At 69.0% G+C, this 14076-nt stretch carries 17 protein-coding genes and 1 pseudogene; 11 read left to right on the top strand and 7 right to left on the bottom strand.

Features of this window, described 5'->3' with window-relative positions; genetic code table 11:
- Positions 1 to 216, bottom strand: a pseudogene (locus tag CCN51_RS44700) (hypothetical protein); the annotation flags it as partial.
- Positions 217 to 223: 7 nt separating this feature from the next.
- Entirely contained in the window at positions 224 to 1096 is an 873-nt protein-coding gene (gene mca, locus CCN51_RS44705; RefSeq protein WP_014176860.1) for a mycothiol conjugate amidase Mca, read from the bottom strand.
- Between the two features lie 96 nt (positions 1097 to 1192).
- Between mca and CCN51_RS44710 the strand changes: the two genes are divergently transcribed.
- The gene (locus tag CCN51_RS44710; protein WP_014176861.1) at positions 1193 to 1606 is read left to right on the top strand and encodes a DUF4307 domain-containing protein; all 414 of its coding nucleotides are present in this window, start codon (positions 1193 to 1195) and stop codon (positions 1604 to 1606) included.
- Positions 1607 to 1769: 163 nt separating this feature from the next.
- Entirely contained in the window at positions 1770 to 2267 is a 498-nt protein-coding gene (gene greA, locus CCN51_RS44715; RefSeq protein ID WP_014176862.1) for a transcription elongation factor GreA, read from the top strand.
- A 63-nt stretch (positions 2268 to 2330) separates the two neighbouring features.
- Here greA and CCN51_RS44720 read toward each other — a convergent pair whose 3' ends face one another.
- From CCN51_RS44720 to ilvA, 3 genes are all read right to left on the bottom strand, one after another.
- Positions 2331 to 3302, bottom strand: a complete 972-nt coding sequence (locus tag CCN51_RS44720; protein WP_014176863.1) for an ABC transporter permease — start codon at positions 3300 to 3302, stop codon at positions 2331 to 2333.
- Entirely contained in the window at positions 3302 to 4273 is a 972-nt protein-coding gene (locus tag CCN51_RS44725) for a daunorubicin resistance protein DrrA family ABC transporter ATP-binding protein (RefSeq protein ID WP_014176864.1), read from the bottom strand. Before CCN51_RS44725 ends, CCN51_RS44720 begins: the two co-directional genes overlap by 1 nt.
- A gap of 126 nt (positions 4274 to 4399) precedes the next feature.
- A complete protein-coding gene (gene ilvA, locus CCN51_RS44730; RefSeq protein ID WP_043486927.1) occupies positions 4400 to 5656 on the bottom strand; it encodes a threonine ammonia-lyase in 1257 nt (418 codons plus the stop codon).
- A 146-nt stretch (positions 5657 to 5802) separates the two neighbouring features.
- On the opposite strand from ilvA, the gene CCN51_RS44735 reads away from it, so the two are divergent.
- From CCN51_RS44735 to CCN51_RS44745, 3 genes are all read left to right on the top strand, one after another.
- Complete coding sequence (locus tag CCN51_RS44735) at positions 5803 to 6303, top strand: MarR family winged helix-turn-helix transcriptional regulator (protein ID WP_014176866.1); 501 nt, start codon at positions 5803 to 5805, stop codon at positions 6301 to 6303.
- A gap of 106 nt (positions 6304 to 6409) precedes the next feature.
- Complete coding sequence (locus tag CCN51_RS44740; protein ID WP_014176867.1) at positions 6410 to 6925, top strand: sigma factor-like helix-turn-helix DNA-binding protein; 516 nt, start codon at positions 6410 to 6412, stop codon at positions 6923 to 6925.
- Positions 6926 to 7009: 84 nt separating this feature from the next.
- The gene (locus CCN51_RS44745; RefSeq protein ID WP_086860876.1) at positions 7010 to 7261 is read left to right on the top strand and encodes a hypothetical protein; all 252 of its coding nucleotides are present in this window, start codon (positions 7010 to 7012) and stop codon (positions 7259 to 7261) included.
- 19 nt (positions 7262 to 7280) lie between these two features.
- Here the strand turns inward: CCN51_RS44745 and CCN51_RS44750 are convergent, their stop codons facing one another.
- Positions 7281 to 8474 carry a cystathionine gamma-synthase gene (locus CCN51_RS44750; RefSeq protein ID WP_014176869.1) on the bottom strand — a complete coding sequence of 398 codons (1194 nt, stop codon included), beginning with the start codon at positions 8472 to 8474 and terminating at the stop codon, positions 7281 to 7283.
- Positions 8475 to 8595: 121 nt separating this feature from the next.
- Between CCN51_RS44750 and CCN51_RS44755 the strand changes: the two genes are divergently transcribed.
- From CCN51_RS44755 to CCN51_RS44765, 3 genes are all read left to right on the top strand, one after another.
- A complete protein-coding gene (locus CCN51_RS44755) occupies positions 8596 to 9693 on the top strand; it encodes a hypothetical protein (protein ID WP_014176870.1) in 1098 nt (365 codons plus the stop codon).
- A gap of 138 nt (positions 9694 to 9831) precedes the next feature.
- Entirely contained in the window at positions 9832 to 10518 is a 687-nt protein-coding gene (gene msrA / locus CCN51_RS44760) for a peptide-methionine (S)-S-oxide reductase MsrA (RefSeq protein ID WP_014176871.1), read from the top strand.
- 130 nt (positions 10519 to 10648) lie between these two features.
- On the top strand, positions 10649 to 11005 hold the full coding sequence (locus CCN51_RS44765) for a hypothetical protein (protein ID WP_043486930.1): 357 nt from the start codon (positions 10649 to 10651) through the stop codon (positions 11003 to 11005).
- A gap of 71 nt (positions 11006 to 11076) precedes the next feature.
- Here CCN51_RS44765 and CCN51_RS44770 read toward each other — a convergent pair whose 3' ends face one another.
- Positions 11077 to 11640: a flavoprotein gene (locus CCN51_RS44770; RefSeq protein ID WP_014176873.1), complete on the bottom strand. Its 564-nt coding sequence runs from the start codon at positions 11638 to 11640 to the stop codon at positions 11077 to 11079.
- A 133-nt stretch (positions 11641 to 11773) separates the two neighbouring features.
- Here CCN51_RS44770 and CCN51_RS44775 point away from each other — a divergent pair, with 133 nt between their 5' ends.
- The 3 genes from CCN51_RS44775 (at position 11774) to CCN51_RS59460 (ending at position 13785) form a co-directional block, all read left to right on the top strand.
- Positions 11774 to 12958 (top strand): helix-turn-helix domain-containing protein, encoded by a 1185-nt coding sequence (locus CCN51_RS44775; protein ID WP_014176874.1) that lies wholly within the window; start codon positions 11774 to 11776, stop codon positions 12956 to 12958.
- Between the two features lie 465 nt (positions 12959 to 13423).
- Positions 13424 to 13657 (top strand): hypothetical protein, encoded by a 234-nt coding sequence (locus CCN51_RS44780; protein WP_043486932.1) that lies wholly within the window; start codon positions 13424 to 13426, stop codon positions 13655 to 13657.
- Positions 13657 to 13785, top strand: a complete 129-nt coding sequence (locus CCN51_RS59460) for a hypothetical protein (protein ID WP_014176877.1) — start codon at positions 13657 to 13659, stop codon at positions 13783 to 13785. The genes CCN51_RS44780 and CCN51_RS59460 overlap by 1 nt, the downstream gene beginning before the upstream one ends.
- Positions 13786 to 14076 lie beyond the last annotated feature (291 nt).

Below are 14076 nucleotides of genomic sequence, written 5' to 3' on the forward strand. Positions count from 1 at the left end.
CGCGTTGATCGGCGGGGCGGTGTGGCTGCTGATGAAGTCCATGAACAAGCACATGAAGAAGGTGGACTTCGAGGAGGAGCCGGAGGCCGGGCAGACCGCCCCGCCGATCAACGCGAAGACGATGAAGCCGAGGACACCCGGCGTCACCTTGTTCTCGTCGAGCTCCTTGGCGAGCGGCACGAGATGCGTCATGGCGAGGGTGCTGGTCGCGCTCATCATGAGCTCAATTGTTGCGGATGCCTGCGAAGAGGTCGTCCTCGGGGAGGGAAGTGTCCACGAGCGACTTCGCGAGCTCGTATTCCTCGGTCGGCCAGATCTCCTTCTGGATGTCCATCGGCACCCGGAACCAGCCGCCGTCGGGGTCGATCTGGGTGCGGTGCGCGATCAGCGCCTTGTCGCGGATCTCGAAGAAGTCCGCGCAGGGCACAAAGGTGGTCAGGGTGCGCTCGGCCCGCTCGAACTGCTTCCAGCGCTCCAGCCACTCCCCGTACGGCGACTCCAGGCCGCGCGCGAGCAGCCCTTCATGCAGCGCGACGGTGCGCGGCCGGTTGAAGCCCTGGTTGTAGTAGAGCTTGAGCGGCTGCCACGCCTCGCCCGCCTCGGGGTACTTCTCCGGATCACCCGCGGCGTCGAAGGCCACCATCGAGATCTTGTGGGTCATGATGTGGTCGGGGTGCGGATAACCGCCGTTCTCGTCATACGTGGTGATGACATGCGGCTTGAACTCGCGGATCAGCTTGACCAGCGTCCCGGCCGCCTCGTCCACGTCCTGCAGCGCGAAGCAGCCCTCGGGCAGCGGCGGCAGCGGGTCGCCCTCGGGCAGCCCGGAGTCCACATAGCCCAGCCACTCCTGCTTGACCCCGAGGATCTCGCGCGCCTCGTCCATCTCCTTGGCGCGTACCTCGTGGATGTGCTCCTCGATATAGGGGTCCCCCTGGAGCTTGGGGTTGAGGATGGACCCGCGCTCACCGCCTGTGCAGGTCGCGACCAGCACGTCCACCCCCTCGGACACGTACTTGGCCATGGTGGCCGCGCCCTTGCTCGACTCGTCGTCGGGGTGGGCATGGACGGCCATCAAACGCAGCTGATCAGTCAAGTCTCGATCCTCGGTGATTCGTCGTGGAAGACGGCTTCTATAGTGACCCAAACCGGGGGCGAATAATTCCGGGGCCGCCAACCAGGAGGAACGATCATGGCTACGGTCCGCGAGGGGCTGCCTGACGGGCGTTACGGCCGGTCGGCGGATCAGCGTGCCGACCGCAAGCTGAAGATCCTGGGTGCCGTGCTCGGCGCCGGGTTCCTTGCCATGATCGTCTGGTTTGGTTATTCGTACATCACCGGCCAGCAGGACATGAGCGGCCAGGTGACCGGTTTCAAGGTGGTCTCCGACAGCGCCGTCGAGGTGCGTCTGGAGATCACCAAGGACACCGGCACCACCGGGGCGTGCACCGTGCGTACCCTGGATGAGCAGCACGGCGAGGTGGGTCGCAAGGACTTCACCTTCGGCAAGGGCCAGGGCGATGCGGTCAAGGTCGTGACGGTGCGCACCACCGGTCGGGCGACCAGCGCCGAGCTGGTCGGCTGCGACCCGGTGTCGGGGCACTGAGCCCTGTCTGACCTGCACTGACGCGTTTCATACACATTGCGCCCACATTCCTCCTCCCCGTTTCGAGCCGGAATTGTTAGGCTCGTGGTTTCGCCCGGCTTTGAAGGCGCACCCTTCTGAGTAGGGCGTTCATTTGTATTCCCAGCACCGACGAGGAGCACCTGTGACCCAGACCAGCGAGAACGTCACCTGGCTGACCCAGGAGGCGTACGACCAGCTCAAGGCCGAGCTGGAGTACCTGTCGGGTCCCGCACGTGTCGAGATCGCGAAGAAGATCGAGGCTGCCCGCGAGGAAGGTGACCTGCGGGAGAACGGCGGGTACCACGCCGCCAAGGAGGAGCAGGGCAAGCAAGAGCTCCGCGTGCGCCAGCTGACGCAGCTGCTGCAGCACGCGAAGGTCGGCGAGGCCCCCGCGGACACCGGCGTGGTCGCTCCTGGCATGGTCGTCACCATCGCCTTCGACGGCGACCCGGACGACAGCCTGACGTTCCTGCTGGCCTCCCGCGAGTACGCGAGCTCGGACATCGAGACCTACTCGCCGCAGTCCCCGCTGGGCTCGGGTGTGAACGGCAAGAAGGTCGGCGAGGACGCGTCGTACGAGCTGCCGAACGGCCGCACCGCGTCGGTGAAGATCCTCGAGGCCAAGCCCTACCAGAGCTGACGCCGCGCCCCGACAGGGCTGATGATCGCCCCGATCTCGCCCCGATCTCGGCGACCGCCTCGCTCAGGCGGTCGCCGAGCGGTACTTACGGACCGCCAGCGTCCGGAAGGCCAGGATGATCAGGGCTGACCAGAGGACCGAGGCGAGCACTGGGTGCTGCATCGGCCAGGCGTCGGAGACCAGCCCTTCGGGGTTGCCGAACAGCTCGCGGCTCGCCTGCACCGTGGCGCTGAACGGATTCCAGTCGGCGATATGCCCCAAGAAGGCGGGCATCTTGCTGGAGGGCACAAAGGCGTTCGAGATGAACGTCAGCGGGAACAGCCAGATCAGCCCGCCGGAGGTGGCCGCCTCCGGGGTCCGCACCGACAGCCCGATCAGCGCGCCGATCCATGAGAAGGCATACCCCAGCAGAAGCAGCAGCCCGAAGGCCGCGAGCGCCTTCAGCACCCCGTCGTGGATCCGCCATCCCACGATGACCGCGACGATCGCCAGCACCACCAGCGTCAGCGCCGTCTGCACCAGATCCGCCAGCGTACGACCGGTGAGCACCGCGCCGCGCGCCATCGGCAGCGAGCGGAAGCGGTCGATCAGGCCCTTGTGCATATCGTCGGCGATCCCGGCGCCCGCGCCCGCCGTCGCGAAGGTCACGGTCTGCGCGAAGATCCCCGCCATCAGGAACTCCCGGTACACATTCGCGTCGGCGCTGCTCTGCCCCGGGACCATGATCGCGCCACCGAAGACATAGCTGAACAGCACCACGAACATGATGGGCTGGACCAGGCCGAACACCACCACCTCGGGAATCCGCATCATGCGGATCAGATTCCGACGGGCCACGACGAGCGAGTCGCGGACCGACTGGACGGGCCCGCTCCACACCCCCTTTGGGGCCACGGCGACGCGGCCCCCACCCGCCGCAGCCGTCCCGGAAACCGTTCCGAGGGCCGTGTCGGGGGCCGTGTCGGGAGCCGTCCCGGAGGCCGTGTCGGTCGCCCCGGGAGTGGACTCGGGCGTGGTTTCCTCCACTCTGGCCATCACTTGACCTCCTCCTCGGCGCCGTCGCCGCCCTCGGCACCGTGGCCGGTGAGCGAGATGAACACATCGTCGAGGGTCGGGCGGCGCAGCCCGATGTCGTCGATCTCCACCCCACGCGCATCCAGCTCCCGGATCACCTCGGCGAGCAGCTTGGCCCCGCCGACGACCGGGACGGTGACCTTACGGGTGTGCCGCTGCACGGCGATCTCGCCCTTACCGAAGCCCCGCAGCACCTCCTCCGCGACCTCGATATGGCCGGGCTCATGGACCACCACCTCCACCCGCTCCCCGCCCGTACGGGCCTTGAGCTGGTCGGAGGTGCCGCGCGCGATGACCCGGCCGCGGTCGATCACACAGATGTCATGCGCCAGATGATCGGCCTCTTCCAGATACTGGGTCGTCAGCAGCAGCGTCGTGCCGCCCGCCACCAGCTCCTGGATGACCTCCCACAGCGCCTGCCGGTTGCGCGGGTCGAGTCCGGTGGTCGGCTCGTCCATGAACATCACCGGCGGGCTGACGACCAGGGCGGCCGCCAGGTCCAGCCGGCGGCGCATCCCGCCGGAGTACGTCTTGGCGACGCGGTCGGCCGCGTCCGCCAGATGGAACCGCTCCAGCAGCTCACTCGCGCGCGCCTTCGCCTCCCGCGCGCCCATCTGGTACAGCTGGCCCACCATGCGCAGGTTCTCACGGCCGGTCAGATACTCGTCCACGGCGGCGAACTGCCCGGACAGCCCGATCGAACGGCGCACCTGATCGGGGTGGCGCAGCACGTCCACGCCCGCGACGCGCGCCTTACCGCTGTCCGGCTCCAGCAGCGTGGTCAGCACCCGCACCGCGGTGGTCTTCCCGGCCCCGTTGGGCCCGAGCAACCCGAGCACGGTCCCTTCCGGTACGTCGAGATCGACCCCGTCCAAGGCTCTGACGTCGCCGAAGGTCTTCACCAGACCTTCGGCATAGATGGCACCTGGCATATGCGTCCCCCATCGGGCGTGCTCATAGAAGGATTTAACTTTCGCCCGAATTACCCCGCCTGTCCATGCCTGTGGAAAACCGCCTGTGGAAAACCACGGGGGCAAGGGACACAGGGGAAGGGAGCCCTACGGCAACACCCTGTAACCCGCCTCGCGCAGTGCCTCCCGCACCTCTTCGCAGTGCTCGGGCCCCTTCGTCTCCAGGTGCAGCTCCACCTCGGCCTCGGTGAGCCCGAGCCGCGGATCGGTCCGTACGTGGCCCACGTCCAGCACATTCGCATCGACCGTCGTCAGTGCCGCCAACAGGGTGGCGAGCGCCCCCGGCCGGTCCGTGAGCCGCAGCCGCAGCGAGAGATAGCGCCCCGCCGCGGCCATGCCGTGCCGCAGGATGCGCTGCATCAGCAGCGGATCCACATTCCCGCCCGAGAGCACCGCCACCACCGGTCCCTCGAAGGACTTCGGCTCCGCGAGCAGCGCGGCCACCGAGCAGGCCCCGGCCGGCTCGACCACCAGCTTCGCCCGCTCCAGACACAGCAGCAGCGCGGCGGCCAGGGAGTCCTCGGACACCGTACGGACCTCGTCCACGAGCTCGTCGATGATCCGGAACGGCACCTCGCCGGGGCGCCCCACCTTGATCCCGTCGGCCATCGTCGTGGGCGCCTCGATCGACACCGGATGCCCGGCGGCCAGCGAGGGCGGATACGCCGCGGCGCCCGCCGCCTGCACCCCCACCACCCGTACGTCCGGCCGCAGCGCCTTCACCGCCACCGCCACCCCGGCCGCGAGCCCGCCGCCGCCGACGCCGACCACGACCGTGCGTACTTCCGGGCACTGTTCCAGGACCTCCAGGCCCAGCGTGCCCTGCCCCGCGATGATGTCCGGGTGGTCGAAGGGGTGGATGAAGACCGCGCCCGTGCGCCGGGCGTACTCCTGCGCGGCGCGCATCGTCTCGTCCACGATCTGGCCATGCAGCCGCACGTCGGCGCCATAGTCCCGGGTGGCCGCGATCTTCGGCAGCGGCGCGCCCTGCGGCATGAAGACGGTCGAGCGCACACCCAGCAGCGAAGCGGCCAGCGCGACGCCCTGCGCATGGTTCCCGGCGCTGGCCGCCACCACGCCCGCGGCCCGCTCCTCGGGGCTGAGCCCGGCGATCCGCACATACGCCCCGCGCAGCTTGAAAGAGCCCGTACGCTGCAGGTTCTCGCACTTCAGATGCACCGGCGAACCCACCAGGCCGGACAGATAGCGGCTGCCTTCGAGCGCGGTGACCCGGGAGACCCCCGAGAGCATTTTCTGCGCCGCACGCACCTCGTCGAGCGTGATCACGGACGTCGGAACACCGGAAGACGAGGTACCGGAAGTGCGGGTAGTGCGTGGGGCCATGGTCCCAAGTCTCGCAGCTCGCCCCACGCGCACCAGCGACGGCCGGATCCGGGCGGCAGGTTTCTGCAGCCCCCGTACGGGCGGGCCCCCAGCCGCGTACTCTGTGCCCCATCCCACAGACCACCGCATGAAGTGAGCCTTAGTCCATGCCCACCCAATCGGACATGACGACCCACCTCGACACCGGCGTACTCGACCTCCTGCAGCACCAGGTCGCGGTCTTCGCCCGGCGTGCCGAACAGACCCGCCTCGGCGGCGTCGGCCAGGCCCGCAACTCCATGGACCGCGCCGCGTATCTGCTGCTCAACCGGCTCGACAAGGAAGGACCGATGGGAGTCAAGGCACTCGCCGCGGGCATGGGCATCGACTCGTCCACCGTCACCCGCCAGGTCGCCCCGCTCGTCGACTCCGGCATGGTCAAGCGCACCTCCCACCCCGAGGACGGCCGCGCGGTCGTCCTCCAGCTCTCCCCGCGCGGCAAGGCCCGCCTGGAGGAGGTGCGGTGCTCCCGGCGCGCGCTGATGGCGCAGGTGACCGACGGCTGGACCTCGGAGGAGCAGGACATCTTCTGCGATCTGCTCACCCGTTTCAACGTCGCGCTGGCCGCCGCGCACGCCACCGTGCCCCAGGCGGCGTCCGCATCCTGAGCCACCCCGCAGCACCTCCGGGGGCACGCCTCTTGACCAGGTGGCCGTGGCTGCCGTGTCCTGAAGGGGGACCCGTGTCCTGAAAAGGACGGGAGGCGGAGGACGGGTGCGCGAGAGGCGGGCAGCACGGGAGAGCGGCCGCGCCCGGGAGTTCGCGGCGTTCGCCGCGGGGGCGGGCGGTCGGCTGCTGCATGCGGCCACACTGCTCACGGGGGAATCACCGGGGGACATACCAGGGGGACCACTGGGGGAAAACAGCGCCGCCGAGCGCCTGCTGACCGCCGCGCTCGCCCGCACCTACGCCCGCTGGGACCGGCTGCGCGGAGAAGATCCGTACGACCACACCCGCCGGGAACTGGCCACCCTCTTCGCCCACCGCGCCTGGCGCTACCGCCGGCCGCGCGGCGGCCTCCTGGGGCAGCTCACCCCGCAGGAACGCCTGGTGCTGGTGTTACGGCTGCATGAGGGCGTGGCGGAGGAGCAGGCCGCAGCGGCCCTCGGACTGCCGGTCGAGCGGGTGCGCGCCATCTGTACGCGCTCGGTGGCGCTGATGCGCAGCCGCGCGCCGGAAACGCGACGCGCACGCCCGGAGCCCCGCCGGGCGGCGGGAGCAGCGTCATGAGCTGCCCCCGGGCACAAGTCGGCCTCATGAACTCCCCCGACCACCAGGCGGCCTCATGAGCTCCCCTGAGCACACGGCGGCCTCATGAGCTCCCACGACCGCAAGGAGGACGTGGTCCGCCGCATGCTGAACGGCCCGCACCCGGCCGTGCCCCCGGACCTGGCCGACCGGGCGGCCGGGCGGGGGCGGCGGATGCTGCGCCGCCACCGCGCCGTACGGGCCGTCGGCTGGGTCCTGCTGATCGCCGCGATCATCGCCTTCACCGTATGGGCGGTGATCGTCCAGCCGTGGACGACGCCGCCGACCGACACCACGCCTCCTCTGGAGGGGTGGTGACGGCGGTAGCCGAACCGGATTACGCGAGAGCCTGGCTGAGATCCGCGAGCAGATCGTCGACCGCCTCGATACCCACCGAGAGCCGGACCAGATCGGCGGGCACCTCCAGGGCCGACCCCGCCACCGAGGCGTGCGTCATCCGGCCCGGGTGCTCGATCAGCGACTCGACGCCGCCCAGCGACTCGCCGAGCGTGAACAGCCGCGCCCGGTCGCAGACGTCGACCGCCGCCTGCTCGCCGCCCGCGACACGGAAGGAGACCATGCCGCCGAAGGCCCGCATCTGCTTGGCCGCGACCTCGTGGCCCGCGTGCCCGGGCAGCCCCGGGTAGAAGACCTCGGTCACCTTGGGGTGCGCGACCAGCAGCTCCGCGACGCGCGTGGCGTTCGCGCTGTGCCGGTCCATCCGTACGGCGAGGGTCTTGACGCCGCGCAGCACCAGCCAGGAGTCGAACGGTCCGGCGACGGCGCCCATCGCGTTCTGGTGGAAGGCCAGTTCGTCGCCGAGGGCGGGGTCGGAGACCACGAGCGCGCCGCCGACGACGTCCGAGTGGCCGCCCATGTACTTGGTCGTCGAGTGCACGACGACATCCGCGCCGAGCGCGAGCGGCTGCTGCAGATAGGGGCTGGCGAAGGTGTTGTCGACGACGAGGCGGGCCCCGGCGGTACGGGCGATGTCGGCGACGGCGGCGATGTCGGTGATGCCGAGCAGCGGATTGCTCGGCGTCTCGACCCAGATCACCTTCGTACGGGGCCGCAGCTCGGCCCGCACCGCGGCCGGGTCGGAGGTGTCGGCGACCGACCACTCCACCCCCCACCGCTCGGCGACCTTGGCGAAGAGGCGGAACGTACCGCCGTACGCGTCGTTCGGGATGACGACGTGGTCACCGGGCACCAGCAGCGTGCGCAGCAGGCAGTCCTCGGCGGCGAGCCCGGACGCGAAGGCGAGGCCGCGGCGCCCGCCCTCCAGCGCCGCCAGGTTCTCCTCGAGAGCGGTGCGGGTGGGGTTGGCGGAGCGGCTGTACTCGTATCCGCCGCGGAGCCCGCCCACCCCGTCCTGCTTGTAGGTCGAGACCTGGTAGATCGGAGGGACGACGGCGCCCGTGAGCGGGTCCGCCTCCTGCCCCGCGTGGATGGCGAGGGTTTCGAAGCTCTGCGCGCTGTGCCCCGCACCGTCGTCGTGCGGGGCGGGCTGCTGGGTGTGCTGCTCGGTCATGGGGCCGAGGGTAATGCCCACCGCGGTACTAGCGGGTTCAACGACCGGGCGGGCACATAGGCTGGAGCTCAGACGTTCCGACCAGGGGTACCGGGCACAGCAGGGGCAGCAGGGGACACACATGGAGTATCTGATCTTCCTCATCGCCATCGTCATGATCGGCGGTGTCCTCATCGTGCCCGCCGTGCGCCGGATGCGCGGCGGCAGCGAGGCCACCCGCGGCGCGGTGCTCGCCACGGACCCGGGGGCGTACGGCTTCGTACCGCGCGACCAGCTGGACGTACGGCTGCCCGGCCCGGACCGCGAGCTGATCGAGGCCCTGGAGGAGGTCCAGCGCACCCAGGACTGGCAGCCCGCCGCCCGCCTGCTGGCCCTCACCGACGCAAGCTCCGAACTGCGCTGGCAGCGGGTGCAGACCCTGGCGGGCGCTGCGGCCTTCGAACTGGCCCAGGCGCCGGGCCAGGGCGGCATGTGGCTGCGCACCTGGCGGGTCGCGGCGCCCGAGGACCCGGGCGCGGCCGCCGTGCACGCGGAGTTCCTGGTCCGCCGGGCGCTGCGCGACCCGTCGTCCGACGACTTCCGGATGATCCTGGAGGAGGCCCGTACGGTCTGCGCCGAGGCGGCGCGGCTGGCGCCGGGCGACCCGGTGCCGTACATCACCGAGCTCGGCATCGCCCGCGGCCTCGCATACCGGCAGGCCGACTTCGAAGAGCTCTGGTCCAAGGTCACCGAGCGCGCCCCGCACCACATGGGCGCCCACCTCGCCGCGCTCCACTACTGGTGCGAGAAGTGGCACGGCTCGCAGGACCTCGCCGACGCCTTCAGCCACGCCGCCGCCGGCTCCGCCCCGGCCAAGAGCCTTCTGCCCGCCCTCCCCCTCTTCGCGGTCTTCGAGCACCTCCCCGAGGCCAACCTGGTGCGCACCCTGTACCAGAGCGCGGTCGTCACCCGCGCCATCGAAGGCGCCCTCTTCGCGGTCCGCGAGGCCCCGGCCGACCACCCGGTCCAGCCCCACGTCCGCCACCTGCTGGTCTGGTTCCTGGTGCGCGCCGAGCGCTACGCGGAGGCGATGGAACAGCTCCGCCACGTGGACGGGCACGTGGGCGCGATCCCGTGGTCGTACGGCACGGACCCGGCGGCGGAGTACACCGTCTACCGGGCACTGGCGGTGGCGGGCTGGGAAGGCCGGGGCGGCACACCGGCGACGCTGCCGCGCTGAGGGGGGCGTGGAATGGCCCACGGCCCCACCTGGTTGTAAGCCACGAGACCTGTACGAAGTGCGAAAGTTCGAATGTTCGAAGTGAAGGTGCACACACCGCACCCGCCGCTCGGCGACCGTGGAGCCTAGGAGCCATCGATGCTGTTCAGCCGCCACAAGACCCACCTCCCCTCCGCCGAGGAAGCGCTCAAGGGCCGCGCCGAACCCGGCTTCCCGGCCCCCGAGCGCCACACCGTCCTCGGCAACCCCCTGACCGGCCCCTACCCCGAGGGCCTGCTCGTCGCCGACTTCGGCCTCGGCTGTTTCTGGGGCGCCGAGCGCAAGTTCTGGCAGGCCCCCGGCGTCTGGACCACCCTCGTCGGCTACCAGGGCGGCCACACCCAGAACCCCACCTACGAAGAGGTCTGCAGCGGCCTGACCGCCCACACCGAAGCGGTCCGCGTCGTCTACGACCCCTCGATCACCTCGTACGCCGCCCTGCTGAAGCTCTTCTGGGAGTCCCACGACCCCACCCAGGGCTTCCGCCAGGGCAACGACGTCGGCACCCAGTACCGCTCGGCCATCTACACCCACTCCCCCGACCAGCAGTCCGAGGCCGAGGCCTCCCGCACCGCCTACCAGTCCGTCCTCACCAAGTCCGGCTACGGCGACATCACCACCGAAATCCTCCCGGCCGGCACCTTCTACCCGGCCGAGGCATACCACCAGCAGTACTTGGACAAGAACCCGGCCGGCTACTGCGGGATCGGCGGCACGGGCGTCAAGCTAAGTGACCCATCCGAGGGCGGCTCCTGCCCAACAGGGATCGCCCCATCTGACGGCTAATAACTGGGTAAGTGCGAACGATTCAGCCATTCCGAGACGACAAGGATTGCTGACGGCCCTCTGAGCCCATGCATGGGGGATGGGGAGGAGAAAGAGCAGTAGGTTCGGAGGGCTCGAACGCTGGTGGGGTGTGCTGACAGCCGCACTACTCATCGCGGCCTGGATCAATTCGGCAGCTGGTCCAGCCGTTGTGATCGCGTTGTCTCTTGCCACCCTCGTGTGGTGTGCCTTCCAGGCTCCCGTCACATGTGGTGCGCCTGTGCGCGACCATGATGACGGTTGCCGGGAAAACGCCTACGGGCTGCTGATGGGCTGCCACCGTCGCCAACACCGGTGGCAGAAGTTGAAGATGGTGATCTGGCGCCGTCAAATGAGAGAGTTTTGCTCGGGACTCTTCACGGATGCCCAAAAAACGATCGTCACCTTGGCAGGCATCGGGAGTCTGCTGTCTGGACTCGTCGCCTTCATCCCGGGGCTCGCTCTTTGATCGCAGCAGACGGAGCGGGCTCGGAGTCAGTGCGTTAAGCCAGGTACTCCGCTCAGTGAGACCAGGGCGGCTCATGCCTCACCGGGATCGCGCCCGCTGACGGCTGACGCGGCGGCTTCTAGGGCCAGGTGCCACGGATAGTTCTCCGGTCGGCCCTGGCCCGGCTTGTTGGGCACGAATCCGCCTTCCCCGTACAGCACGCGCACCCCCATCGCCCGGAGCGTGGCAACGCTAGCGTCGAACTGCGTGTGCTGGACATAGGCGGCGTTCACGCACGGCATGGTCACGGTGGGGATGCCCTTGCCGATGGCCTCGGCCACGAACCCGACAATGAACTTCTCGGTGATCCCCAGTGCCCATTGGTTGATCGTGTTGAAGGTGGCCGGTGCCACGACGGCGACGTCTGCGGGGGGCCAGACATCCGGCTCTCGGGGAAGCTTGTACTGGCTGCGCACTGGGTGCCCGGTCAACTCTTCCAACACTGGTAGATCATCGCCAAGCCAGCGTGCGGCGGTGGGGGTCAGCCCGAGGCAGACATCCCAGTCGGCGGCCTGTGCTTGCTCGATGACGCCAGCGATGTTCAGCACGGGCGGGGCGGCGCTTCCCAACAGGTACAAGACGCGGTTCGCGGTCATGGCGGCAGTTCACCGCGTCGCACCCCTCAGCCGCAAACCCTGCTCGATCGGGGCCGAGATCGCCGTTCACCGTTGCCTGCCGTGGCCGGGCGGGTAGCGTCTCCGTTGAGTGAGTCACGAAAGGGAGGCATGCATGCCGTTCCCCGGCGACGAACACACGGGCACTCGGATTGCACATCACCGGAAGCGGGCTGGACTGACTCAGCGGGGGCTGGCTCAGAGGGTCCCCTATTCGTACAGCCTGCTCACCCAGGTTGAGTCCGGGCACAAGCCAGCCAGCCCTGACCTGGTGGCGGCTGTCGCGAAGGCTCTGAGCATCGACGTCACGGCGCTGACCGGTCAGCCCTACGTGACCGAGCTCCAGCAGGATCGGTTGGCCGCGCTGGTCCGGCCGATCCGTGAAGCCCTCGACCTCTACGACCTGGGGGCCGACCCTGCGATCACCCCTCGGCCCACTCCGCAGCTCGTCGCAGCTGCCGATGGGCTGTGTCAGCTGGTCCGCGCTACAAGGCTCCACGATGCTGCTGTTGATCTCCCCGACACGATCGCGGAGATCACCACAGCCGCGTATCGGTCCCCGTCGTCCGTGTTGTGGGCCGCGCTGTCGAGTACCTACCGCACCGCGCATGACCTGGCCGTGAAACTGGGCTACTACGACTTGTCGACGGTGGCTCTGGATCGTATGGACTGGGCCGCGTCCAGGGCTTCCGATCCGCTGCTGTCCGCAGTACGCCAGTACATGCGTGCGCTCGTCTACTTCCGGGAGGGCGAGTACACCATCGGACAGAGGTTGGTCGCTTCCGGGCATGGGCTGCTGGAGCTATCCCCTGAGACCCGGGAGAGGCAGGCGGTTGCCGGGCAACTTCACCTCGGGGCAAGCGTGATCGCTGCCCGTGCCGAGGATGCAGACGCGGTGACAGCCCACCTCGCAGAGGCCAAGTCCTACGCAAAACGGGTGGGTGAGGCCACGGACGTGCATTGGCTGTCTTTCGGCCCCACGAACGTAAGGCTTCACACGGTGTCCGCTCATGTCGAGATGCGTCACTACGGCGAGGCACTGCGACAGGCCGCGAAGGTGCGGATACCGAAGGACTGGCCTGCATCCCGCGCCGCTCACTTCTACGTGGATCAGGCACGGGCCCAGATGGAAGCGGGTCGCACCGAAGCGGCCTTGAAGTCCATCGTCACCGCTCGCAAACTGGCTCCGCAGCAGACGCGCTATCACTCAGGCGCACGCGAGACCATCAGGAGCCTGATCCACTTGTCCCGGCGTACGCCGGACACCCTCGATCACTTGGCCGCCTGGGTGGGCCTCTAGAACTTTCACCGCAGTCGCCCCCGGCTTTCACTCAGGTGTGAAAGTTGGGGGCTTCGCATGTCACCAGCATGAATACTCAGCCGGTTTTCACCAGCCACAGGACCCCGGCGGCGCGGGCATTGCGCCCCGGGGCGTGGCCAACCTGAGGAAGCAGGTCGACATGCGGGACTGTATCGCCAGAACCTTCGAATGGCTGCTTCGGCTGCTATTCCCTGCTCCGGGCCGACACCGCGCACCCCACATGAGCGGGGCAGCGCCCAGCCAGGACACACCGACGCGGCCCCTCCCTCGCGTACGACGAGTTTCCGAGCGGGCGCCGTTGAACGGTGAGGACATCGCCGCTGTCCGGCCGTACGTTGCGGCGCATGAACGGCTGGTAGAGCTGCGGCGTCAGGGTTACCGTCGCGCGTTGCTGGTGTGCGCGCACCATGACATGGCGGTGATCAAGTGAGCGGCCACCGGCCCGTGGATGTGCCGCGCAGCTTCAAGCTGTCCGGTGATGTGCGGTTGCTTGACGACCAGTTCGTGATCCCGGTTCAGGTCTTCCGGAACGGCACCTACGAATCGACGGACCTTGCGGCCTTGACCGTTGATGACGCCTCGGTGCTGAACGCTCAGCTCACGCGGCTCTTGGACGAGAGGGCCTGTCTGGGACCACGAAGGCGGAAAGATCCGAACAGCCCTTGGAGCCGGTTCTGATGACCGACGCGCAAGGAGGACAGCAGAGCGGCGGCCAAGACCGGAAGGACCCGGACGCGAAGCGCAAAGAGCTGGAAGCGGCGTTGCGCAAGCTGAACAAGTGGTCGTCGGGCGGCGGCAGGCGATGAGGCCGTAGCCCTAAAGACGGGGCGGGGGCTGCTGTCCCAGGGAAGGACCATGCGACCCCCGCCCTCTGACTCCCTTGGTTTGACGGAGTGCCAAGGGAAGGCGGCGGGTCTGTGCGTGCCTGTCGTCGGCGGTCCGGCTCCCCGTGTTGATCACACCCGGCTGACGGGTGGGGAGTCGGGCCGCGCCAAACAACCGCAGATGCAACACCGGACCACCCCTCCGCCTGGACAGCTGTCGGGGTGGTCCGGATGGGGGATCACTCAGATACCCCGGTGCCGATGGTACCGGGG

The sequence above is a fragment of the Streptomyces milbemycinicus genome, from assembly GCF_002154605.1.
Taxonomy (GTDB): Bacteria; Actinomycetota; Actinomycetes; order Streptomycetales; family Streptomycetaceae; genus Streptomyces; species Streptomyces milbemycinicus.

Bases quoted from the DNA above. Each gene is read 5' to 3' on its own strand.
- CCN51_RS44710 (WP_014176861.1), top strand. From the start codon at position 1,193: ATGGCTACGGTCCGCGAGGGGCTGCCTGACGGGCGTTACGGCCGGTCG.
- CCN51_RS44720 (WP_014176863.1), bottom strand. From the start codon at position 3,302: ATGGCCAGAGTGGAGGAAACCACGCCCGAGTCCACTCCCGGGGCGACC.
- CCN51_RS44725 (WP_014176864.1), bottom strand. From the start codon at position 4,273: ATGCCAGGTGCCATCTATGCCGAAGGTCTGGTGAAGACCTTCGGCGAC.
- ilvA (WP_043486927.1), bottom strand. From the start codon at position 5,656: ATGGCCCCACGCACTACCCGCACTTCCGGTACCTCGTCTTCCGGTGTT.
- CCN51_RS44735 (WP_014176866.1), top strand. From the start codon at position 5,803: ATGCCCACCCAATCGGACATGACGACCCACCTCGACACCGGCGTACTC.
- CCN51_RS44745 (WP_086860876.1), top strand. From the start codon at position 7,010: ATGAGCTCCCACGACCGCAAGGAGGACGTGGTCCGCCGCATGCTGAAC.
- CCN51_RS44750 (WP_014176869.1), bottom strand. From the start codon at position 8,474: ATGACCGAGCAGCACACCCAGCAGCCCGCCCCGCACGACGACGGTGCG.
- CCN51_RS44755 (WP_014176870.1), top strand. From the start codon at position 8,596: ATGGAGTATCTGATCTTCCTCATCGCCATCGTCATGATCGGCGGTGTC.
- msrA (WP_014176871.1), top strand. From the start codon at position 9,832: ATGCTGTTCAGCCGCCACAAGACCCACCTCCCCTCCGCCGAGGAAGCG.
- CCN51_RS44770 (WP_014176873.1), bottom strand. From the start codon at position 11,640: ATGACCGCGAACCGCGTCTTGTACCTGTTGGGAAGCGCCGCCCCGCCC.
- CCN51_RS44775 (WP_014176874.1), top strand. From the start codon at position 11,774: ATGCCGTTCCCCGGCGACGAACACACGGGCACTCGGATTGCACATCAC.
- CCN51_RS59460 (WP_014176877.1), top strand. From the start codon at position 13,657: ATGACCGACGCGCAAGGAGGACAGCAGAGCGGCGGCCAAGACCGGAAG.